This window comes from Pelomonas nitida (assembly GCF_043555975.1).
Taxonomy (GTDB): Bacteria; Pseudomonadota; Gammaproteobacteria; order Burkholderiales; family Burkholderiaceae_C; genus Pelomonas; species Pelomonas nitida.
Genome location: NZ_JBIGIA010000004.1, coordinates 216,161 through 236,989 on the forward strand (window position 1 = coordinate 216,161; position 20,829 = coordinate 236,989).

Annotated in this window: 20 protein-coding genes; 8 read left to right on the top strand and 12 right to left on the bottom strand. The window is 70.0% G+C overall.

Features of this window, described 5'->3' with window-relative positions:
* Positions 1-14 precede the first annotated feature (14 nt).
* Positions 15-1,460, top strand: coding sequence for a MocR-like pyridoxine biosynthesis transcription factor PdxR (gene pdxR / locus ACG00X_RS06995; protein ID WP_394487335.1), 1,446 nt, complete (start codon positions 15-17; stop codon positions 1,458-1,460).
* Positions 1,461-1,535: 75 nt separating this feature from the next.
* Positions 1,536-2,333, top strand: coding sequence for an MBL fold metallo-hydrolase (locus ACG00X_RS07000; RefSeq protein WP_394487336.1), 798 nt, complete (start codon positions 1,536-1,538; stop codon positions 2,331-2,333).
* 14 nt (positions 2,334-2,347) lie between these two features.
* On the opposite strand, the gene ACG00X_RS07005 is transcribed toward ACG00X_RS07000, so the two are convergent.
* From ACG00X_RS07005 to ACG00X_RS07040, 8 genes are all read right to left on the bottom strand, one after another.
* Positions 2,348-3,289 (bottom strand): HD-GYP domain-containing protein, encoded by a 942-nt coding sequence (locus ACG00X_RS07005; protein ID WP_394487338.1) that lies wholly within the window; start codon positions 3,287-3,289, stop codon positions 2,348-2,350.
* A gap of 145 nt (positions 3,290-3,434) precedes the next feature.
* On the bottom strand, positions 3,435-4,235 hold the full coding sequence (locus tag ACG00X_RS07010) for an ABC transporter ATP-binding protein (RefSeq protein ID WP_394487339.1): 801 nt from the start codon (positions 4,233-4,235) through the stop codon (positions 3,435-3,437).
* 4 nt (positions 4,236-4,239) lie between these two features.
* Positions 4,240-5,145: a nitrate ABC transporter permease gene (ntrB, locus tag ACG00X_RS07015; protein WP_394487340.1), complete on the bottom strand. Its 906-nt coding sequence runs from the start codon at positions 5,143-5,145 to the stop codon at positions 4,240-4,242.
* Positions 5,146-5,147: 2 nt separating this feature from the next.
* Complete coding sequence (locus tag ACG00X_RS07020; RefSeq protein WP_394487341.1) at positions 5,148-6,398, bottom strand: CmpA/NrtA family ABC transporter substrate-binding protein; 1,251 nt, start codon at positions 6,396-6,398, stop codon at positions 5,148-5,150.
* 349 nt (positions 6,399-6,747) lie between these two features.
* Positions 6,748-7,365: an ANTAR domain-containing response regulator gene (locus tag ACG00X_RS07025; RefSeq protein ID WP_394487342.1), complete on the bottom strand. Its 618-nt coding sequence runs from the start codon at positions 7,363-7,365 to the stop codon at positions 6,748-6,750.
* Between the two features lie 119 nt (positions 7,366-7,484).
* On the bottom strand, positions 7,485-8,765 hold the full coding sequence (locus ACG00X_RS07030) for a TRAP transporter large permease (RefSeq protein ID WP_394487343.1): 1,281 nt from the start codon (positions 8,763-8,765) through the stop codon (positions 7,485-7,487).
* Positions 8,762-9,310 carry a TRAP transporter small permease gene (locus ACG00X_RS07035; RefSeq protein ID WP_394487344.1) on the bottom strand — a complete coding sequence of 183 codons (549 nt, stop codon included), beginning with the start codon at positions 9,308-9,310 and terminating at the stop codon, positions 8,762-8,764. The genes ACG00X_RS07030 and ACG00X_RS07035 overlap by 4 nt, the downstream gene beginning before the upstream one ends.
* 137 nt (positions 9,311-9,447) lie before the next feature.
* Positions 9,448-10,446, bottom strand: a complete 999-nt coding sequence (locus ACG00X_RS07040) for a TRAP transporter substrate-binding protein (protein WP_394487345.1) — start codon at positions 10,444-10,446, stop codon at positions 9,448-9,450.
* Positions 10,447-10,613: 167 nt separating this feature from the next.
* On the opposite strand from ACG00X_RS07040, the gene ACG00X_RS07045 reads away from it, so the two are divergent.
* From ACG00X_RS07045 to ACG00X_RS07055, 3 genes are all read left to right on the top strand, one after another.
* Positions 10,614-12,527 carry a sensor histidine kinase gene (locus ACG00X_RS07045; protein ID WP_394487346.1) on the top strand — a complete coding sequence of 638 codons (1,914 nt, stop codon included), beginning with the start codon at positions 10,614-10,616 and terminating at the stop codon, positions 12,525-12,527.
* Complete coding sequence (locus ACG00X_RS07050) at positions 12,520-13,125, top strand: response regulator transcription factor (RefSeq protein ID WP_394487347.1); 606 nt, start codon at positions 12,520-12,522, stop codon at positions 13,123-13,125. Before ACG00X_RS07045 ends, ACG00X_RS07050 begins: the two co-directional genes overlap by 8 nt.
* Positions 13,126-13,238: 113 nt before the next feature.
* On the top strand, positions 13,239-13,838 hold the full coding sequence (locus ACG00X_RS07055; RefSeq protein ID WP_394487348.1) for a PEP-CTERM sorting domain-containing protein: 600 nt from the start codon (positions 13,239-13,241) through the stop codon (positions 13,836-13,838).
* Here ACG00X_RS07055 and ACG00X_RS07060 read toward each other — a convergent pair.
* Positions 13,823-15,085: an MFS transporter gene (locus ACG00X_RS07060; protein WP_394487349.1), complete on the bottom strand. Its 1,263-nt coding sequence runs from the start codon at positions 15,083-15,085 to the stop codon at positions 13,823-13,825. The genes ACG00X_RS07055 and ACG00X_RS07060 overlap by 16 nt on opposite strands.
* Positions 15,082-15,825: a MerR family transcriptional regulator gene (locus tag ACG00X_RS07065; protein ID WP_394487350.1), complete on the bottom strand. Its 744-nt coding sequence runs from the start codon at positions 15,823-15,825 to the stop codon at positions 15,082-15,084. The genes ACG00X_RS07060 and ACG00X_RS07065 overlap by 4 nt, the downstream gene beginning before the upstream one ends.
* A gap of 228 nt (positions 15,826-16,053) precedes the next feature.
* On the opposite strand from ACG00X_RS07065, the gene ACG00X_RS07070 reads away from it, so the two are divergent.
* A complete protein-coding gene (locus ACG00X_RS07070; RefSeq protein ID WP_394487351.1) occupies positions 16,054-16,404 on the top strand; it encodes a hypothetical protein in 351 nt (116 codons plus the stop codon).
* A 69-nt stretch (positions 16,405-16,473) separates the two neighbouring features.
* On the opposite strand, the gene ACG00X_RS07075 is transcribed toward ACG00X_RS07070, so the two are convergent.
* Together ACG00X_RS07075 and ACG00X_RS07080 are read right to left on the bottom strand one after the other, a co-directional pair.
* On the bottom strand, positions 16,474-17,502 hold the full coding sequence (locus tag ACG00X_RS07075) for an alpha/beta fold hydrolase (protein WP_394487352.1): 1,029 nt from the start codon (positions 17,500-17,502) through the stop codon (positions 16,474-16,476).
* A gap of 46 nt (positions 17,503-17,548) precedes the next feature.
* Positions 17,549-18,532, bottom strand: coding sequence for a serine hydrolase domain-containing protein (locus ACG00X_RS07080; RefSeq protein ID WP_394487354.1), 984 nt, complete (start codon positions 18,530-18,532; stop codon positions 17,549-17,551).
* A gap of 164 nt (positions 18,533-18,696) precedes the next feature.
* Between ACG00X_RS07080 and ACG00X_RS07085 the strand changes: the two genes are divergently transcribed.
* Both ACG00X_RS07085 and ACG00X_RS07090 read left to right on the top strand, forming a co-directional pair.
* Positions 18,697-19,398, top strand: coding sequence for a response regulator (locus tag ACG00X_RS07085; protein WP_394487355.1), 702 nt, complete (start codon positions 18,697-18,699; stop codon positions 19,396-19,398).
* A gap of 115 nt (positions 19,399-19,513) precedes the next feature.
* On the top strand, positions 19,514-20,824 hold the full coding sequence (locus ACG00X_RS07090; protein WP_394487356.1) for an ATP-binding protein: 1,311 nt from the start codon (positions 19,514-19,516) through the stop codon (positions 20,822-20,824).
* Positions 20,825-20,829: the final 5 nt, after the last annotated feature.

Below are 20,829 nucleotides of genomic sequence, written 5' to 3' on the forward strand. Positions count from 1 at the left end.
GTTGGACGAAGAACATGGATCCAAGCCTGGAACTCGACCTGCAGCCCGGTGCGCGCGGCACGCGGCTGGCCCGGCTGCACGGGGCGTTGCGCGAGGCCATCGCCAGCGGCCGCCTCGCGCCGGGGCTGCGGCTGCCGTCGTCGCGCGAACTGGCGGCGAGCGCGGGCGTGTCGCGCAACACGGCGGTGGCGGCCTACGAGCTGCTGGCGTCGGAAGGCTGGCTGGAGGCGCGCGGCGCGGGCGGCAGCTTCGTCGCCGACCTGCCGCGCGCGGCCGTGGCGATGTCGGACCGCGCCAGCGTGGCGCCCTGGGCCGACAGTCGCTGGCTGCGGCGCGACGGCGGCGGCTGGCCGGCGCCGTTGGTCAGCGGGCCGGCGCCGGGCTATCGCTTCCAGACGGGGGTGCCGGAGATCGCCCACTTTCCGTTCGACGTGCTGCGGCGGCTGCAGACGCGGGCGCTGCAGGCGCTGGGCCACGAGCCGGCCCGCTACCCCGAAGCGCAGGGCCTGCGTGCGTTGCGCGAGGCGATCGCGGGGCATGTGTCGTCGTCGCGCGCGGTGGCCTGCTCGGCCGACGACATCGTCATCACGGCGGGCGCGCAACAGGCCTTCGACCTGATCGCGCGCGTGCTCATCACGCCGGGGCGCACGGTCGCGGCGGTCGAGAACCCGGGCTACCCGCCGTTGCGCGTGGCGCTGCTCGGGGCGGGGGCGATGCTCGCGCCCGTGCCGCTGGATGCCGAGGGCCTGGTGGTGGACGCGCTGTCCGGCGATGCATGCATCGTCTGCGTGACGCCATCTCACCAGGCGCCGCTGGGCATGCCGATGTCGCTGGCGCGGCGGCGCGAGCTGCTGAACTGGGCGGCTCGCCGGCAGGCCGTGGTCATCGAGGACGACTACGACGGCGAGTTCCGCTTCACGGCGCGGCCACTGGATGCGCTCAAGACGCTGGACCGCGACGGCCGCGTGTTCTACGTCGGCACGCTGTCCAAGAGCATGTTCCCGGCGCTGCGGCTGGGCTATGTCGTGGCGCCAGCCTGGGCGCGGGAGGCGCTGGTCGCGGCGCAGCGGGCCGCAAGCCTGAGCATGCCGGTGCTGATGCAGGCCGCCGTGGCGGACTTCATCGCCGAGGGGCATCTGCTGCGCCATGTGCGGCGCATGCGTGGCGAGTACGCCGAACGCCGCCGTGCGCTGGAGCGCCTGCTGCCCCGCCATCTCGGGGCGCGTGCTGCCGTGCTGCCGGCCATTGCGGGCCTGCACCTGGCGGTGGCGCTGGACGGTGTGGACGCCGATGAGCTGGTGCGCCGCGCCTGGGCGGCTGGCGTGGGCGTGGAGCCGCTGAGCCGCTACTGGCTGGGCGAGGGCGGCCCGCAGGGGCTGGTGCTGGGCTACGGCAGCATCACGGCCGGCCGCATCCCGGAGGCGCTCAAGCGGCTGGGCCTCGCGCTTGGCACCCTGTGATTCGCCTGGCTTGGCTCTGTGCCGTGATGCGCGGCCTGCCTACGCTTCGAGGCCCGATCACCGATGGAGCTTTCGATGCCCTGTTTCATGTGCCGCACCTGTGGCACCGAGCACGACGACACCCCCGAGCCGCCCGCGCTGTGCCGCATCTGCAGCGATGAGCGCCAGTACGTGGGCTGGCAGGGGCAGTCGTGGACGACGCACGATGCCTTGGCCGCCACGCACTGCAACCGGCTGGAGATGGACCACGCGCTGTTCGGCGTCGGCCTGACACCGGCTTTCGCCATCCCGCAGCGGGCGTTGCACCTGCCGCAGGCCGGCGTGCTGTGGGAGACCACGGCGCTGGTCACCGACGAGGCGGTGGCGGCGCTCAAGCAGCGTGGCGGCGTGGCGCGCATCGCCATCTCGCACCCGCATTTCTATGCCGCCATGGCGCGCTGGAGCGAGGCGCTGGGCGGCGTGCCCATCTTCTTGCACGAGAACGACCGGGCGTGGGTGAGCCGCACGTCGCGCTGGCTGGAGTTCTGGCGGGGCGACACGCTGGACCTGGGGCGTGGCGCGACGCTGCTGCGCTGCCCGGGGCATTTCGCTGGCAGCACGGTACTGCACTGGCAGGGCCCGACGGGTGCGCTGCTGCTGGCCGGCGATGCCTTGCACGTGGCGCAGGACCGCCGGCATGTGAGCTTCATGTACAGCGTGCCCAACCACGTGCCGGCCCGGCCGGCGCTGGTGCGCGAGACGCAGGCCCGCCTGCGCGGCGTGCCGTTCGATGACGTCTATGGGTTCACGTGGGGGCTGAACATCATCGGCGGCGGGCGGGCCGCCGTGGATGCGTCGTTCGAGCGCTATTTCGAGCAGGTCGGCGGCGGCTGAGCGCCGCGCTGGTGTCAGCGGGTGCGCAGCACGTCGGTCGGCGTGAACAGCTCGGCCAGGCCGGCGTCGCGCGCCGCGCCGGCCACCGGGCGGCCGGCGTCCTTGCCGGTGGCCGCGCCCACCGGGGCGTCCAGCGGCTGGCCGCGTTCGTCGGTCAGCAGGGCCACCATGGGGCGCAGCGGGTCGGTGGTGCGGGCCGTCACGATGGCCTGCTCGCCGGTGTTCAGCGACACCAGCGCGCCCGGCGGGAACACGCCGATGGTGCTGACGACGGACGCGCCGAACTTGTTGGCGCTGCGCTGGTGGAAGATGGACATCGCCGCCGTGGGGCTGAGCATGGCCGGCCGGCCGGTGCGCGGGCTCATCTTGGCGCAGAACACATCGCAGGTGCGCAGCACGTCGGCCAGGTCGGTCACGCGGCTCACGCCCATCGGGTAGCCCAGGCCATCGGGTTGTTCATGGTGCTGGGCCACGGCCGACAGCCAGTCCTCGTCGGTCACGCCCAGGCTGCGCAGCAGCGCCTCGCTCTCCAGCGGATGTTCGCGGATGGACTGGCGTTGAGCGTCGTCCAGCGGGGCGACCTGCAGGGCCAGCGTGGTCTGCAGCGCCGTCACGGCGAGGTTCATCGTCAGCGCCGCCTTCAGCGCGCACAGGCGCTTGGGCAGCGTCCATTCCTTGCGGTGCGCCACGAGCCACACGACGCAGGCGGTGTGCAGCGAATGCAGGGAGCCGTAGCGCGAGAGTTTGTCGGGGCTGATGCGCACCACCTCGAACACGCCGAGGTCGACGTCGGTGGACATCAGGGTGTCGAGTTCGACGGTCAGGCTGTGCAGCGTGGCGGGGAAGTCTCCGTCTGCCTGGGGCGAAAGCAGCAACCGGTCCAGCCGCTCCGACAGCGACTGCAGCGCCTGCCAGCGGCCCAGGGCGGGATGCTCGGATTCGGGGGCTTCTGCCATGCGGGACTCCGTCCAGAGAGGAGTCTTGATGCTAGGACGAAGTGTGTCGCCGTGGTCGGGCACGCCCGTGCTGGAAACCACGCGTTGCGGAGAATCGCGCCGGGCGGCGCCTCCCGGCGCCGGCCGCTGAAGGCTAGCCGTAAGCTCAGGCCGCCTGCTCGACGTGGGCGTGGCGGGTGTAGAGGAAGTCGATGACCTCCTTGCGGGCCGCCACGTAGCGCGCGTCCTCGGCCAGCTCGACACGCACGCGCGGGCGCGGGATGTCCACGGCGAGGATCTCGCCGATGGTGGCCGCCGGGCCGTTGGTCATCATGACGATGCGGTCGGACAGCAGCACGGCTTCGTCCACGTCGTGCGTGACCATGATGACGGTGCTGCGCGTGCGGGCGACGATGCGCAGCAGTTCGTCCTGCAGCTTGGCGCGCGTCAGGGCGTCCAGCGCGCCGAAGGGCTCGTCCATCAGCAGCACCTTGGGCTCCATGGCCAGGGCGCGTGCGATGCCCACGCGCTGCTTCATGCCGCCGGAGATCTCGTGCGGGCGCTTGTGCAGCGCATGGCTCATGCCGACCAGCTCGAGCGCCCCGCGCGCGCGCACCTTGAGTTGGGCCGGCGTCTCCTTGCCGCCGAAAACGGACTCGACGGCCAGCAGCACGTTGTCCAGGCAGGACAGCCAGGGCAGCAGCGAGTGGTTCTGGAACACGACGGCGCGCTCGGGGCCGGGGGCGGCAATCTCGCGGCCATCGCAGATCAGCCCGCCGGAGGTGGGCGTCAGCAGCCCGGCGATGAGGTTGAGCAGCGTGGACTTGCCGCAGCCCGAGTGGCCGATCAGCGTGATGAACTCGCCGCGCTGCACGTCCAGGTTGACGTTCTGCAGCGCGTGAAAGCGCCCCTTGCGGGTGGTGAACACCATCTCGGCGTCTTGCACTTGGATGAAAGGCTTGGTCATGGCGTCAGTCCTCTTCAAAGGTGAAGTGCTTGGCAAGGGAGATCAGCGCCCATTCGAGCAGCAGCCCGACGGTGCCGATGACGAAGATGGCGATGAGGATGTGGGCGACGTTGAGGTTGTTCCACTCGTCCCAGACCCAGAAACCGATGCCCACGCCGCCGGTCAGCATCTCGGCCGCGACGATGACCAGCCAGGCCGTGCCCACCGACAGGCGCACGCCCGTCAGCACATAGGGCAGCACCGCGGGCAGCAGGATGCGCGTGATGACCTTCCACTCGCTGAGCTTGAGCACGCGGGCGACGTTGAGGTAGTCCTGCGGCACGCGCTGCACGCCGACGGCCGTGTTGACGACCATGGGCCAGATCGAGCAGATGAAGATGGTCCAGATGGCGGCCGGGTTGGCGCTCTTGAACACCAGCAGCCCGATGGGCAGCCAGGCCAGCGGCGACACCGGCTTGAGCAGCGCGATGAGGGGCGACACCATGCGGTTGGCGAACTCGAAGCGCCCGATCAGGAAGCCCAGCGGGATGCCCACCAGCGCCGCCAGGCCGAAGCCCACGCCGACGCGTGCCAGCGAGTTCAGGATGTTCCAGCCGATGCCCTGGTCATTCGGACCGTTGCGGTAGAAGGGGTCGGAGAACAGCTGCACGGCGGCGTCGAAGGTGGCGGCCGGCGTCGGGAAGCTGCCGCCCTTCATCGTGGCGATGGCCCACAGGCCGACGAGCAGCGCGATGCTCAGCACCGGCGGCAGCACGCGCAGCGCCAGGGCTCGCCAGTCGTAGGCTGCCGTCTTGACGGCGGGCTTGGGGGTTTCAGCTGGCATCGCGGCCTCGTTGGCTGCCGGGCGGTCGACGTGGGTCGCGGCCGGCGTGGCGGGTTCGCTGGGGGAGTGGAAGACGGCTGAGACCATGATTACGCCTTGATCTTGAAGCTGTCGGCGTACTTCGCCGGGTCCTTGCCATCCCAGACCACGCCGTCGAGCAGCTTGGCTGAGCGGAAGTCACTCTTGGGGATGCTGACGCCCATGGCGCCAGCGGCCTGCTTGTAGAGCGCCGTCTGGTTGATCTGCTTGGCGACGGCCAGGTAGTCGGGGTGGCTCTTGAGCAGGCCCCAGCGCTTGTGCTGGGTCAGGAACCACATGCCGTCCGACAGATAGGGATAGTTCACCGCGCCGTCGTTGAAGAACTTCATGTGGTTGGCGTCGTCCCAGGTCTTGCCCAGCCCGTTCTGGTAGCGGCCCAGGATGCGCTGGTTGATGGCGTCCACGCCGGTGTTGATGTAGGACTTCTGCGCCACGGTCTCGGCCATCTTGAGCTTGTTGGACAGGCTGGCGTCGATCCAGCGGCTGGCCTCCAGCACGGCCATGATGACGGCGCGGCAGGTGTTGGGGTACTTCTGGACGAACTCGGCGGTCGCGCCCAGCACCTTCTCGGGGTGGTCCTTCCAGATGTCCTGCGTCGTGTTGGCGGTGATGCCGATGCCGTCCATGATGGCGCGGTGGTTCCAGGGCTCGCCCACGCAGAAGCCGTCCATGTTGCCCACGCGCATGTTGGCCACCATCTGCGGCGGCGGCACGGTGATGAGCTTGGCGCCCGCCACGGGGTTGATGCCGGCTGCGGCCAGCCAGTAGTGCATCCACATCGCGTGGGTGCCGGTGGGGAAGGTGCCGGCGAAGGTGTACTCGCGCGGGTTGGCGGCCATGACCTTGGCCAGCGACGGGCCGTCCACGGCGCCCTTCTCGGCCAGCGCCTTGGACAGCGTGATGGCCTGCCCGTTGTTGTTGAGGGACATCAGCACGGCCATGTCCTTCTTCGGCCCGCCGATGCCCAGATGCACGCCGTAGACCAGGCCGTAGAGCACGTGCGACATGTCCAGCTCGCCGTTGACGAGCTTGTCGCGCACGCCCGCCCACGAGGCCTCCTTGGAGGGAACGATCTTGATGCCGTACTTCTTGTCGAACCCGAGCACCGAGGCCATGACGACGCTGGCGCAGTCGGTCAGCGGGATGAAGCCGATCTTGACCTCTTCCTTCTCGGGCTTGTCCGAACCCTGGGCCCAGGCGCCACCGGCAAGCGCCGTCAGGGGCAGCGCGGCCGCGGCGGCGAGCAGGCTGCGGCGTTGCGGATGGGGCGTGGCGGTCGAGTTGTTGTCGAAAGCGGTCATCACGGGCTCCTGGTTCATGCAGGGCGCAACGACGCGCAGCCACGCTCTCGCCCCACCGTGGGAAGCGAAGACGAATAGGAGGAGATGGACGCCGTTGTCCCGAAGTGCCGACCGAGTCACAGCCGGTCGGCCCGAGAGACCTGCGCCATTGCAGACCTCACTCGCCTCTCAGCAGGTTGCGTGCCAGCCTTGGCGGGCCGTTTGGCGCGTGTTTGTGCACGGGCTTGGCGCAACCGGCGGGGCGTGCGCCCGGCCTGCGTCGTGCCGGTGCGTCGGGCGATTGAACTTGTTGGTGCGCGGTGCCCCAAGCCGGCGAACGGCGGCGGGTGCCCTTCGAGCCCGTCCAGGTTCAGCGCGCGCGCAGCAGCTGGTCGGCGTCGATGAGCCGGGCGGCCACGCTGGCCAGCGTCTGGCCGCCGGTCATCGCCAGCTGGCGCAGTCGCTGGAAGGCGGCTTCCTCGTCCAGCCCCTGCTCGCGCATCAGGATGCCGCGCGCCCGTTCGACGAGCTTGCGCTCGGCGAGCTGCGTCTGGGTGTGGCGCAGGTCGCGCTGCAGCGCCTGGTCGTGCTCGAAGCGGGCCAGCGTGAGCTGCAGCAGCGGGCCGAGGCGCTGCAGCGCCAGCCCGGCGAGCTGCGGCAGGCTGATGCCGGCCGTCAGCGCGGAACGCATCTGGTCGGGCGTCATCTGCTCGGCGAAGAGCAGCACGGCGCGGGGCTGGGCTTGCAGGGACTCGCCCAGTTGCTCCAGCAGGGGCAGGGCCGGTTGTTCGCAATCGATGAGAACCAGGTCGGGGGCCAGGCGCTCCAGGGCGGCCGGCAGGGCGTCCGGCTGGGCGCCGAGATCGATGACGTCGACGAGCTGGCAGCGCAGGCGGATCAGCTCCAGACGGATGGCCGGGCTGCGGCGCTGGCCGGCGTCGGCCATCAGCACGCGCAGGCCCGGCAGGGAAAGGGACGGGGTGTTCATCACGCGGCTTCGTGCAAATAGCGTGCCGCCGCCTGGCATGGGCCGGCCGTTGACAGCAGCTGGAAAGAAAAACGGGGACCCGCAGGTCCCCGTGTTGGCAGTTGATGCCGTCGTCGGGCTTACTTCGCGAGCAGCTGTGGCAGCCACAGCGTCAGGCCCGGCCAGTAGGTCACGACCATCAGGAAGCCCAGCATCGTCAGCAGCCAGGGCATGACGGCCATGGTCAGCTCGCTGATGCCCATCTTCGTGATGCCCGAGGCGACATACAGGTTCAGGCCCACCGGCGGGTGGCACATGCCGACCTCCATGTTCACGACGATCAGGATGCCGAAGTGGATGGGGTCGATGCCCAGCTTCATCGCCACCGGGAACAGGATGGGCGCCAGGATCAGGATGATCGAGCTGGGCTCCATCACGTTGCCGGCCAGCAGCAGCAGGATGTTGACGACGAGCAGGAAGGCGATGGGGCCGAAGCCTTGCGCGATCATCCAGTCGGCCATGGCCTGCGGGATGTTCTCGCTGGTCATCAGGAAGCTGAACAGCACCGCGTTGGTGATGATGTAGAGCAGCATGGCGCTCATGCTGGCCGAGTCCAGCAGCACCTTGGGCAGGCGCTTGAGCGGCAGGTCCTTGTAGACGAACACCGCGATGATGAAGGCGTAGACCGCCGCCATCGCCGCCGCCTCGGTGGGCGTGAAGATGCCGCTGTAGATGCCGCCCATGACGACCACGATCAGCAGCAGGCCCCAGATGCTCTCCTTGAAGGCGATCAGGCGCTCCTTGGCGCTGGCCTTGGGCAGGCGCGGGTAGTTGTTCTTGCGCGCGATGTTCCAGGTGGTCAGGCCCAGCAGGAAGGCCAGGCACAGGCCCGGCACGATGCCGGCGATGAACATGGCGCCCACCGACACATTGGTGGACACCGAGTACATGACCATCGCGATGGACGGCGGGATCAGGATGCCCAGCGAGCCGGACGTGGTGATGATGCCGGCGCCGAACTTGTTCGGGAAGCCTTGCTTGACCATGGCCGGCAGGATGACCGAGCCGATGGCCACCACCGTGGCCGGCGACGAGCCCGACACGGCCGCGAACAGCGCGCAGGCCATGACGCCCGCCAGGCCCAGGCCGCCGTGCCAGTGGCCCACCATGCTGGAGGCGAAGCGGATCATGCGCCGCGCCACGCCGCCGTGCGTCAGGAAGTTGCCGGCCAGGATGAAGAACGGGATCGCCATGATCTCGAACTTCTCGATGCCGGTGAACAGCTTCAGCGCCACCGATTCGACGGGCACATCCGTCATCGTGAACAGGAAGGTCAGGACCGTCAGGCCCAGCGAGATGCTGATCGGCATGCCCGTGAGCATGAGCACGATCAGCAGCACGAAAATGATGGATGCGTTCATGCCTTGATCTCCTCCACGCCTTCGACGTGACCGTGGTCGTGGTGGGGCAGCTCACCGCCGCGGAAGAAGTTCCAGGCCACCTGCAGGAAGCGGTAGCACATCAGGCTGGAGCCCACGGGCACGCAGCTGTAGACCCACCACATCGGCACTTCGAGGTCAGCGGAGGTCTGGTCGGTCTGGGCGATGTGCCAGACGAAGTTGCCGCCCAGCACGGCGACGGTGCCGGTGAACACGGCGCCGGCCAGCAGGCCGAACACCACGAGGCCGCGGTAGGCGCCGCCGTTGAGCTTGCGCAGCACCACGTCCACGCCGACGTGGATGCCGGTGCGCACGCCGTAGGCAGCGCCGAACTTGGCCATCCAGACGAACATGAAGATGCACAGCTCCTGCGCCCAGGACAGGTTGATCTGCACGGTGTAGTCCTGGATGTAGGGCACGCCGGACAGGAAGCGGTGCACGACGGCGACGAAGATCAGCAGCGTCGCGGCGCCGATGAGGAAGGCGATCAGCCATTCCTCGAGGTGGTTCAGCACTCGATTGATCATGGAAACTCCCTCACGGGACAACTAGGTCGGGCGGGCATGGGGCGCCGCCGCTCATGTGACAACACCCGCGCAAGCCGCATGAACGACCGGCCGGGTGTGCCTGGTGGGGCGGCCACGCGGGCCGCCGGAAACACGCGTTACTTCGGGGCGACGAAGCCGGTCGCCTTGTAGGCGGCCTCGACGGTGGTCTTGCCGACGCGCGACTCCATTTCCTTGTGGACCGGCATCAGCGCCTTCTTCCACTCGGTGATCTCGGCCGGTGTCGGCGTGTAGATGGTGGTCTTGCCGGAGGCCTTGATCTTGTCGAGCGACGTGGCGTTTTCCGTCGCGGCGATGGCGTTGGCGTAGACGGTGGCGTCCTTCACGGCGCCTTCGAGCTGCGTGCGGATGTCGGCAGGCAGGCCGTCCCAGAACTTCTTGTTGACGATGACCGCATAGGCCAGGTGGCCGTGGTTGGACAGCGTCATGTGCTTCTGCACTTCGAAGATCTTCTGCGTGTAGAAGTTGCTCGGCACGCCTTCGGTGCCGTCGACCACGCCGCTCTGCAGCGCCTGGTAGAGCTCAGAGAAGGCCATGACCTGCGGAATGGCGCCCAGTGCGCGCATTTGCGCGTCCAGCACCTTGCTGGACTGGATGCGCATCTTCATGCCCTTGAAGTCCGCCACGGTGTGCAGCGGCTTGTTGGCGCTCATGATGTGGAAGCCGTTGTCCCAGTAGGCCAGGCCCTTGATGCCCTTGGGCTCGAGCTTCTTGAACAGGTCGGCACCCAGCTGGCCGTCGGTCACGGCGCGGAAGGCGGCGGTGTCCTTGAAGATGAAGGGCAGGTCGAAGACCTCGAACTCCTTCGCGCCCAGCGGGCCGAACTTGGCCAGCGAGGGGGCCAGCATCTGCACCGAGCCCAGTTGCAGGGCTTCGAGCTCTTCCTTGTCCTTGTAGAGCTGGCTGTTGGGATACAGCTCCACCTTGACCTTGCCGCCGGTGCGCTGTTCGGCCAGTTCCTTGAAGCGCTGCGCGCCCTTGCCCTTGGGCGTGTCGGGCGCCACGACGTGGCTGAACTTGATGACGATGGGGGCCTGGGCGAAAGCGGTGAAGGGCAGGGCCAGCGCGGCGGCCAGCACGAGACGACGCAAGGTCATGTTTGTCTCCGAATGTGGGTATGGCGCGCATTCTTTCGAGGCGGCGCATGACGGGGTAGTTGTGGAGTTCCACATTTCGGGTGGTGCGCGCCGTCCCTAGACTGGGAAGCTGTGATCGCCTCCCGCATGCCCGCCCTCCCTGCCGCCTCGTTCCTCGGGGTTTTCCCATGTCCGTGCGCGGCGTCCTGACCCGCAGCCTGTGGCTCGCACCCCTGGGGTTATCCCTGGTCTTCGTGCTGGGCGTGCTCGGCTGGGTGCGTGCTAACGAGGCGGACGAGCAGGAGCAGGAGCGCCAGACGCTGATCTCCGACGCGCTCAGCACCGAGGCCCAGCTGCGCGACCGCATCGACGAGGAGCAGGCGCATTTGCGCCAGCTGGCGGCCGCCCTGGTGGGCGAGCGGCCCAGCGAGGCGGCGCTGGCGGCGCACCCCGAGGTGAATGCGGGGCTGCGCCGGCTGTGGTTGTCGGTGACGTGGCTGGATGCGCGCAACCGCGTGCTGGCCGAGGTGCCGGACAGCAGCGAAGCCGGCGGCGCCGAGGACGGCCTGTCGCTGCACCTGACGGCGCGCGTCGGCCGTGATGGCGTGCTGGTGGTGCGTTATGCCCCGGCGCTGCTGCTGCGGCGCGGCGTGCCCTGGTGGCTCTCGCGCAAGTACGACGTGCAGCTGGTGGACAGCGGCGACCAGGTCATCGCCTCCGCCACCGATTCGCCGATGCGCGCGGCCCAGGGCTCGCGGCCCAGCTACCGCGTCGCGCTGACCGGGCCGTTGCGCGCCAGCCCGCTGACGCAGGCCGCGCTGACCGACGCGGCGCTGGAGCTGACGTTGCGCGAGCCGACCTTCAATGGCGCACGCTCGCTGGGTTGGGTGCTGGTGGCGGGCTTCCTGCCGCTGATCGCCGCCGCCAGCCTGCTGATGCGCCGGCAGATGCGCCAGGTGCAGCGCGCCGAGGTGGCCGGTCGCACGGAGGCCGCTTGGCGCCGCGCGATGGAGGACTCGGCCCTGGTGGCGCTGCGCGCGCGCGACTTCGACGGCCGGCTGCTCTACGTGAACCGCACCTTCTGCGACATGGTGGGCCTGCCGGCCGAACAACTCGTCGGCCTGCTGCCGCCCATGCCCTATTGGCCGCCCGACGCGCTGGCCGAGGTGGCCGAGCGCAACCGCCGCAACCTCGCCGGCCATGCGCCGCGCGAGGGCTACGAGGCGCAGTGGCGGCACAGCTCGGGCCGCGTCGTGGATGTGATGGTGTTCGAGTCGCCGCTGGTGGACGCGGGTGGCCGGCAGATCGGCTGGATGGGCAGCATCCTGGACGTCACCGAGCGCAAGCGGCTGGAGGAGCGGGAACGCCGCCAGGTCGAGACGCTGGCCCACAACGCGCGGCTCACCATGCTGGGCGAGGTGGCGTCCACGCTGGCCCACGAGCTCAACCAGCCGCTGACGGCCATCGCCAGCTACAACGCCGGCATCGCCAACTCGCTGGTGAAACTCGGTGTGCAGGACGACCTGGTGGCCGGTGCCCTCAAGCGACTGGGCCAGCAGGCCGAGCATGCGGGCCGCATCGTCGCGCGCATCCGCGAGTTCCTGACGCGGCGGGAACCCCGCCACGAGCCCTGCGATCTGCACGAGGTCATCACGGCCGCCGTCGAGCTGCTGCGCCGCGACTGCCAGCGCCGGCGCGTCGCGCTGGACGTGGCGCTGGCGCAGGGCGTGCCGGCCGTGCTGGCCGATGCCGTGCTCATCGAGCAGGTGGTCATCAATCTCGTGCGCAACGCGGCGGATGCGTTGCAGGCCCGCGAGACCGGGCGCCGCATCACCGTCAGCAGCCGCGTGGCGGGCGACTTCGTGCGCGTGGCGGTGCAGGACAACGGGCCCGGCCTGCAAGGCGTGCGCGTCGAGCAGCTGTGCGCGCCGTTCTATTCGACCAAGTCCGAGGGCATGGGCATGGGCCTGGCCATCTGTCGTTCCATCATCGAGGCGCACCAGGGCGTGCTCGATGCCGAAGAGGCGCCCGGTGGCGGGGCCTTGTTCTCATTCAGCCTGCCACTGAGCAGGGAAACCAGCGGGGAGCCCCTCCATGGCTGACGGTGTGGTCCACCTCGTCGACGATGATCCCGGCGTGCGCGATGCGCTCGCCTTTTTGCTGCGCTCGCGTGGCCTGGCGGTGCGCGCCTTCGACAGCGGCCCGGCGCTGCTGGTGGCGCTCGACGCGGAGCCCACGCCCAAGGGCATCTTCCTGCTGGACGTGCGCATGGAGCCCATGACCGGCACCCGGCTGCACGACGAGCTGCTGGCCCGGCAGCTGCGCAACCCGGTGTTGTTCCTGACCGGGCATGGCGACATCCCGATGGTGGTGGAGGCGCTGAAGAAGGGCGCGTTCGACTTTCTCGAGAAGCCCTACAGCGACAACGCGCTGGCCGACCGCATCGAGCAGGCGCTGGCGGTGGATGCTGCGATGCAGGCCGAAGGTGCGCAGGTCGCCGAGCGCTCGGCGCGCCTGGCCAGCCTCACCGAGCGTGAGCACGAGGTCATGACGCGCGTGGCCGCCGGCAAGCTCAACAAGGTCATCGCCGACGAGCTGCATGTGTCCGTGCGCACCGTCGAGGTCCACCGGGCCCGCGTGTTCGCCAAGCTGGGTGTGCGTTCGGCGGCGGAGGTGGCCACCTTGCTGGCGGCGCGATAGCGCCCCGCAACCCCACGAATCGCAGGCCCGTGAATACGGGGTGTTGGGATGGCAGCGCCGGCGCGCTGCTGTCAGCATGCGCGCACTCAACCAAGAACAGGCCGGAGACAAGCATGCGCCTCCTCGCACCCCTGGCATTGGCGATGGCCCTCGGGCCGGCCGCAGCATCGGTGATCACCTTCGACAGCTACCAGCCGCGGCACGAGTACACGTCGACGCTCAGCAGCGACGGCTTCGTGTTCTCCAGCGCCTGCGACTGCCTGGGCGTGGACGACCAGGTGCCCCAGGATCTCAATGGCAACCCGCTGCCCGGCGCCTTCAATGGCACGGCCTCGCTGCTCTACAGCCGTGACCCGCTGACGATTGCGGCCGAAGGCGGCACGGCGTTCTTTCTGAATCAGCTGGACCTGGGCTTGTCCTGGTACGTGCCGGACGCCGACGTCGGTATGCGCATCCTCGTGACGCTGCTGCTCGCGGCGGGCGGCACCGAGGTGGTGGGGGCGGACCTCGACCGTCGCTACAGCACCGTGCCGGTCAACCGGGAGGTGGTGGGGGTCAGCATTTCCGGCGGGCGCGGCTTTGGCTACATCACGCTCGACAACCTGGTCGTCGACGAGAACCAGGTGCCCGAGCCGGCGTCGGCCGCGCTCGCCCTGCTGGCGCTCGTGGGCGCCGGCACGGCGGTGCGGCGGCGCCCTCAGGCGTCGGCATAGCGGATGCGGCGGATCGGCGTCAGCAGCGCGCCGGCCGTGACGACCGCCAGCAGGCACAGCGCCGCGGCGGTGAACAGCTGGGTCACGTCCAGCACGCGCAGCGCGGCGCCGGCGGCGGCCGAGGCCAGTGGTGCCAGGCCCATGACGATGAACATGAACAGCGCCATCGAACGGCCCAGCATCTGCGGCGCGATGCGCTTTTGCATCCAGCTGTAGACGGCCACCTGCACGAAGCCCGCCAGCGCCCCGAGCGGCAGCAGCAGCAACGCACCTTGCCAGGCGGCCTGCACGTGGCCGAAGACGACGAAGATCACGCTGGCGACGCCGTCGATCAGCAACACCGTGCCGCCCAGCGTCGAGAGCCGCCAGTGCGGCCGCAGGCCCGACACCGTCATGCCCGCCAGCAGCCCGAGGCCGTGCACCGCGAGCATGACGCCCAGCGCCGAGGCGCCGCCCGGCAGGCGCTCGGCCGCCAGCACCGGCAGCGCGACCTGGATGGGGCCGCCCACGAAGAAGGCGACGGCCGCGACGTAGAGGAACATCGCGCGCAGCTCGCGGTCCTGCCAGCACGCGCGCAGCGACTCGGCGATGGCAGCGAGCACCGGCTGGCGCGGGCGATCGGGCCGCGGTGTCAAGCGCACGTTGGCCAGCGTCCAGGCCGACACCGCGAAGCTGAGCGCGTCGATGCCGAATGCGCCGGCCAGCCCCGCACGCGCCAGCGCCGGGTGGCCGCCCGACGCCACAAGCAGGCCCGCCAACACGGGGCCCAGCAGCAGCGTGATCTGCCGGGCGCTCATCAGCACGCCGTTGGCCGGCTGCAGCAGGGTGGCCGGTACGGCTTGCGGCAGCAGCGCGCTGCTGGCCGGGTAGCTGAATGCCGTCGCCAGCCCGATCGCCAGCGCCAGCGCATAGACGGCGGGCAGCGTGATGCCGCCGCCCGCCGTCAGCGCGGCGAGCGTCGCCAGCAACACGACGCTGACGCAGCGCGTCAGCAGCAGCACGGTGCGCGGCGAATGCCGGTCCACCAGGGCGCCGCCGACGAGGATGAACACCGCCCTCGGCAGGCTGCCCAGCGCCAGCACGGTGCCGAGCACCAGCGGGTCGTGGCTGAGGTCCAACACCAGCCAGGGCAGGGCCAGCAGCGTGAACTGGTCGCCCAGCATGGACAGCAGGCCGCCGCCGATGAGCCAGCGGAAGTTGGCGTTGCGCAGCAGTTCGCGGCGTGGGGTGGCTGTGGCGGCGTTCATGCCTTCTCCTCGGCGGGCAGCGTGTCTTTCGAGCGGCGCAGGTAGGCGACGAGCTCCGGGGTCAGGCCGGATTGGCGCGCGAGCTCGGGTTCGGCGGCGTACATGCGCTGCACCGTGTGTGTCATGCCGGGTGCCAGTTCCATGAACTGCTTTTGCAGCACGAGCCAGCGGCGCACCAGGGCCTGCACGTGCGGCGCTGCGGGGTCGGTGCCGGCCTCCATGGCCGCGCGTGCGTCGGCGATCAGCCGCGGCCACTCGGCCTCGATGGCGTCCCGCTCCGTTTCTGGGAGGGTTTCCCACTGGCGGCGCATCGCGCGCATCTGTTCGGGGCTGATCCAGCGCTCGTGCAGCCGGCGCATGGCCATCGCGTCGAGCAGCACTTGCACGGCATCACCGCTGTCGCCGTGCAGGGCCAGCCGCTTGGCGGCGTTGCGCAGCGTCTGCAACAGCGTTTCCTGGGCCAGCAACTGGGCCTGGATCTGTTCGATCTGGGTGGCCAGCACCTCGGCCAGCGGCTGCGGCGCCTCGTTGTCCAGCAGCGGGCCGATCGCCCTCAGCGAGAGTCCGGCATCGCGCAGCGCCAGCACGCGGTGCAGGCGCAGCACATCGGCCTCGCCGTAGCGGCGGTAGCCGGCCTCGCTGCGTGTGCCGGCGCGCAGCAGGCCCAGGTCTTCGTAGTGGTGCAGGGCGCGCACCGTCAGGCCGGCTCTCTTGGCCAGTTCGCCCACCGTGTAGCTCATGTTCAGGGCCTTTGGAAGCAAGGGGGCGGATCATGAACCCTCACGTCACGTCAGGGTCAAGCGGCTTCTGGCGGCGCCAGCCCGAGGCGGATCGCCCCTGTTTGGTGCTCGTTTAGCTCTGACTTGGGGCAAACCCTGATAGAAAACCCGAATTTATGGTTGGCACGGGGTTTGCACTAATGGAAACGCCGGGGTGGTTTGCCCCGGTGTTTCAAGGAGTACCCCATCATGAAGACCTGGACTGTTCTGCGCCCGCTCACCCTGTCGGCCGCTCTGCTTGCCAGCCTGGCGCTGACCGCGCCCGCGAGCGCCCAGGAACCCGCCGCCCCTGCAGCCGACCGCCTGCTGCTGCGTGAAGCCCAGGGCGAATACCTGCTCAACGATGGCCGCACGCTGAAAGTGCTCGTCGGCGTGAAGCGCCTGGGCGTCAGCGTCGATGCCAACCCGCTGGAAGACTGGCGCGCCGAGAGCAACGAGCTGCTGGTCAGCCCGGACGGCATGCGCCGCGTGCGCCTGTATCGCAACGCCGACGGCAGCGTCGACCGCGTCGCGCTCGAAGTGGACCGCGTGGTTCGCTGACCCCGACAGCAGGGCCGCCGCCACCCGCCCGCAGGCGGGTGCGGCCGGCCGGCCTTGCTTGCAGCGCGATCAGTTCGCCGCTGCGAATGCCATCACGGCATTCATCACATCCAGATTCGACGCCGAGCCCATCTGAGCGTCCAGCGAGGCGACCGCGTGGTCGGCTCCCCGTACACGCTTGAGCACCAACCGGCCTGAGCAGGTCGACCAGGTGTCGACGTTACCCGACGTCGTGAAGTCGTTGCTGCCCAGCGTGCCGTGGCAGGTCAGCGCAGTGCGCGCCTGTTGCTGGTGGAACTCGCCGATGACGACGTTGTTGAGCCAGGCCTCGATGGACGACGCGACGACCGCCGGGTTGACGGTCCAGGTCACCGCCTCCCAGGCGCCGCTCGTCTGCATGACGCTGTCGCTGTCGCCGATGATGCCCATGTAGGGCGCCGGCGCGCTCCCAGGCGAACACGGCGTGACCGCTTGGCCGACGGTGGACGACAACGGCCCCGCCAGCGACACGAAGCGGTTGAAGCTGCCGTTCGACTCGCACCACAGGCGGTTGGTCATCGCGCCGCCCATCGAGTGGCCCATCAGCGTGATGTCGGCCAGCCCGTAGTCGCTGCGCACCTTGGCTGCCAGCGCCTGCAGGAATCCCTTGTCGTCCTGCCCGGAGTTCATCGCGTAGTTGCTCCAAGTCGTCGCGCCCGGGTTGCTGGGGATGTGCTGGCCTTGCGGGATCACCAGCGTCACCTTGTTGGCATCCAGCCAGGCCCAGTTGATGGTGTTGAGGGTGGTGTACGCGGCGCTGCTGTTGAGGCCCACCTGGTAGGCCACCGCGTGGAGGTCACCGCCGCCGCCGTGCAGCAGCACGATGGCGCGCTGCGCGCCGGCCGTGCGGTAGACGTTGATGGCATGCGGATAGCCCGGCAGCGTGATGGCCTGCAGCCGGTCGACCGCCGCGGCGGTGGTGTCGCCGCTGCTGGTGCTCGTGGCAGACGTCGTGCTGCCACTGTCGTCGCTGCCACCTCCGCCGCAGCCGGCCAGGCCCAGGGTCAGCAGCAGGCCGGCCAGGGCCGGGGCGAAGCGGTGGGGGCGTGGGTCTTGCACGAGGGTCTCCTGCGGTGGTGGGGGTGGTGCGCTTGATGTCGTCGCTTCAGCGGCGGGGCTGGCCGTCCATCCAGGCCGCGCGAATCTCACGCCCGCAGGCGGCCGACGCGACGGCCGGCTTGCCCGTGGGGCCGCTGCTCAGCACGCCACCGCGCTCTTCGCGCGCGACGATGCCGTAGTAGCGCCGATCGGCGCTGATCCACGGATAGAAGCCGAACGCGCCCGGGCTGCTGAAGGCGCCGTCGCCGCTGGTCGGGTCGTCCTCCACCCAGTGGCCCAGGCTGTAGTGCCATTGCTGGCTTTGCGGAATGGGCGTCTTGACGGCGTCGTTGGGGCAGGCCTGCGGGTTGGTGCAGACGGCTTGCGTGCCGAGCAGCCGCCCGAGTTGCAGCCGGCCGTCCATCAGCGCGCGCAGGAAGCGGCTGTAGTCGGCGGCGCTCGTCACGCCGCCGCCGGCCGGCATGGCCTGGCTGTAGCTCAGGTGCCAGTCGTTGCCCAGTGCCGGTGCCAGCGCCTGCCGCACGGCCTGCGCCAGGCCGTCGGGGCCGGCCGAGCCCAGGCCCATCACGATGGCGTGCTGCTGCATGTGGCCGCCGCCGTAGGCGAAGCGGTTTTCGGTGGCGGGGTCCTTGCTGCCGCGGCCGTTCAGGCGGCTTTCCTGGCAGGCCTGTATGGTCTGGTCGCGCCGGCAGACGCGGTAGTTCGTGTAGCCCGACTGGAAGTGCAGGAACTTCACGTCCTCGGCGGTCAGCTGCCCCTGCCGCCGCTCGGCGACGAAGGCGCTGTAAAGCCATTTGGAGGCCGAGGCGATGGCCATCTCGGTGTCGCGGCCCGGTCCGTTCCGGCCCACCTGGCCGCTGGCCAGCGGCTGGCCGGCATCGCCCACCTCCCAGTAGAACGGCTGGGCGGCCACGCAGGCGCGGGCTTGCTCGGCGGTCCGCTGTGCGGCGTCGGCGCGCTGCTGGGGTGTCGGGGTGGCGTGGGCGATGAACGGGGCGCAGGCCAGGAGGGTGAGGGTGAAGCGGCGCATGGCGGGTGTTTGAAACAGGTGGGGCCATCTTGGCCGCAGCGAGCCCGCGCCGGGTTGCGGCAGCGGTCGCAGTGCTTGCAGGATCTGACAGCGGGGCCGCCTTGCAACGGTTTGTCATCGTTTTCCGGCGCGGCGGGGCCGTGGCGCCTCCCTAACATCGGCGCATGACCCGCATTCTCATCGCCGACGACGAAGCCGAACTGCGCGGCCTGCTGCAGCGCTATCTGACCGAGCAGGGCATGACCGTGCGCGCCGTACCCGACGCCGCCACCGCCGCGCAGCTGCTGGCACGCGAGCGTTTCGACGTGCTGGTGCTGGACCTGATGATGCCGGGCGAGGACGGCCTGTCGCTGTGCCGCCGGCTGCGCGGACAGGGAGAGACCATTCCCATCCTCATGCTGACCGCACGTGGCGACCTCGTGGACCGCGTGCTGGGGCTGGAAATGGGCGCCGACGACTACCTCGCCAAGCCGTTCGCGCCGCGCGAGCTGCTGGCGCGCATCCAGGCCATGGTGCGCCGCCAGCAGCAACTCGGCGCGCATCTCGGCCCGGCCGGCGAGGCGGCCATCAGCTTCGGCCCCTTCACGCTGTACCCCACGCAGCGCCGCCTGGAGCGCGACGGCGTGCCGGTGGAGATCAGCACGGTGGAGTTCCAGTTGCTGCGCGCGCTGGCCAGCCAGCCCAACCGGCCGCTGGGCCGCGAAAAGCTGCTCGTGATGGCGCACGGCGAGGCCCATGGCGTCAGCGACCGCAGCCTGGACGTGCAGGTCATGCGGCTGCGCCGGCTCATCGAGGAGGACCCCAGCCTGCCGCGCCACATCCAGACGGTGTGGGGCCTGGGCTATGTGTTCGTGCCGCAGCCGTGAGCGCCTCGCCCCGCCACGCCGCGCGGAACGCGGGTGCACTCGGTCGCTCTGCCGAGGGGCTGGCGCGGGCCGGCCTGGCGCTCGGCCCGCAACACGCCTGCCGCGATGAGGAGTCATGGCGTTGAAACTCGGCTTGTCCACCCTGTTCGGCCGCAACTTGTGGCTCATCGTGGCGCTGATCGTCGGCGGCCAGATGGTCAACGCGCTGGCCTATGCCCAACTGGTTGCCAAGCCGCGGCTGCGGCAGTCGGCGGAGGCGACGGCGCGCAGCCTGCAGGCCGTGGCCGAGGGGCTGCGCCTGTTGCCCGAGGGGCAGCGTGCGGACTTCGTCGCGCGCTTCAACGATCGCGCCGGCCTGGGCCTCGACGAGAGCCATCGCCAGCGCACATCGCTGCTGGAGCGCAGCTACCTGTCGGCGCTGGCGGCGCAGCTCGGCGTGCCCGATGGCGAGCTGGCCTGGCGCCGCGAGGCCAGCGGGCTCATCGCCGTGCGGCCGCCCGGGGTGGCCTTCTGGCTGGTCGTGCCGTCCGTGCAGCCGGCCTTCCGTTTTGCACGCACCTGGATCATCGCGAGCGTCGTCAGCGGTGGGCTGGCATTGCTGGGCGCGTGGCTCATCCAGCGCCGCATCAACCGGCCGCTCGCGCGGCTCGTCGAGGCGACCAGGGCGGTCGGCCAGGGGCAGCGACGACTCCTGCTGCCGACCGACGGCCCGGTTGAGACCGCGGCACTGGCACAGGGCTTCAACGAAATGGCCCAGGCGCTGGCGCGCGATGAAGAAGAGCGGCTGCTGATGCTGGCCGGCCTGTCGCACGACTTGCGCACGCCACTGGCCAAGATCCGCCTGGTCAGCGAGCTGCTGCGCGACTCGGGCCGCAGCGAACCGGAACTGCTGGACACGCTGGACCGCAGCCTGCACGGCCTGGACGGTCTGCTGACGCAATTCCTCGACTACGCGCGCGCCTCGCACCCGGCCGAGCAGGACCAGCCGCCCGTGGACATCGCGCTGCGCGAGTTCCTGGGCGAGACGCTGGCGCTCGCGCCCGGCCTGCCGCAGCCACGGCTGATCGACGGCCCGGCCGTGCACCGGTGTGCGCGGCCGCAGGCATTGCGCCGGCTGGTGCTCAACCTCATCGTCAATGCGCAGAACCACGGCGCACCGCCCATCGAGCTGGCCTGCGGCGAACAAGCCGGCGCCGCATGGATCGAGGTCCGCGACCGCGGCCCTGGCATCCCGGCGGCGCGGGTCGATGAGTTGAAGCGCCCCTTTCAGCGCGGCGATGCCGCCCGCAGCGGCAAGCCAGGCTCAGGCCTGGGCCTGGCCATCGTCGAGCGAATCGCGCGCGTGGAAGGCGCGCAGTTGCAACTGCTGCCGCGCGACGGCGGAGGGTTGGTGGCGAGGGTGCAGTGGTCGGCCGTGCCGCGCTGATTCGC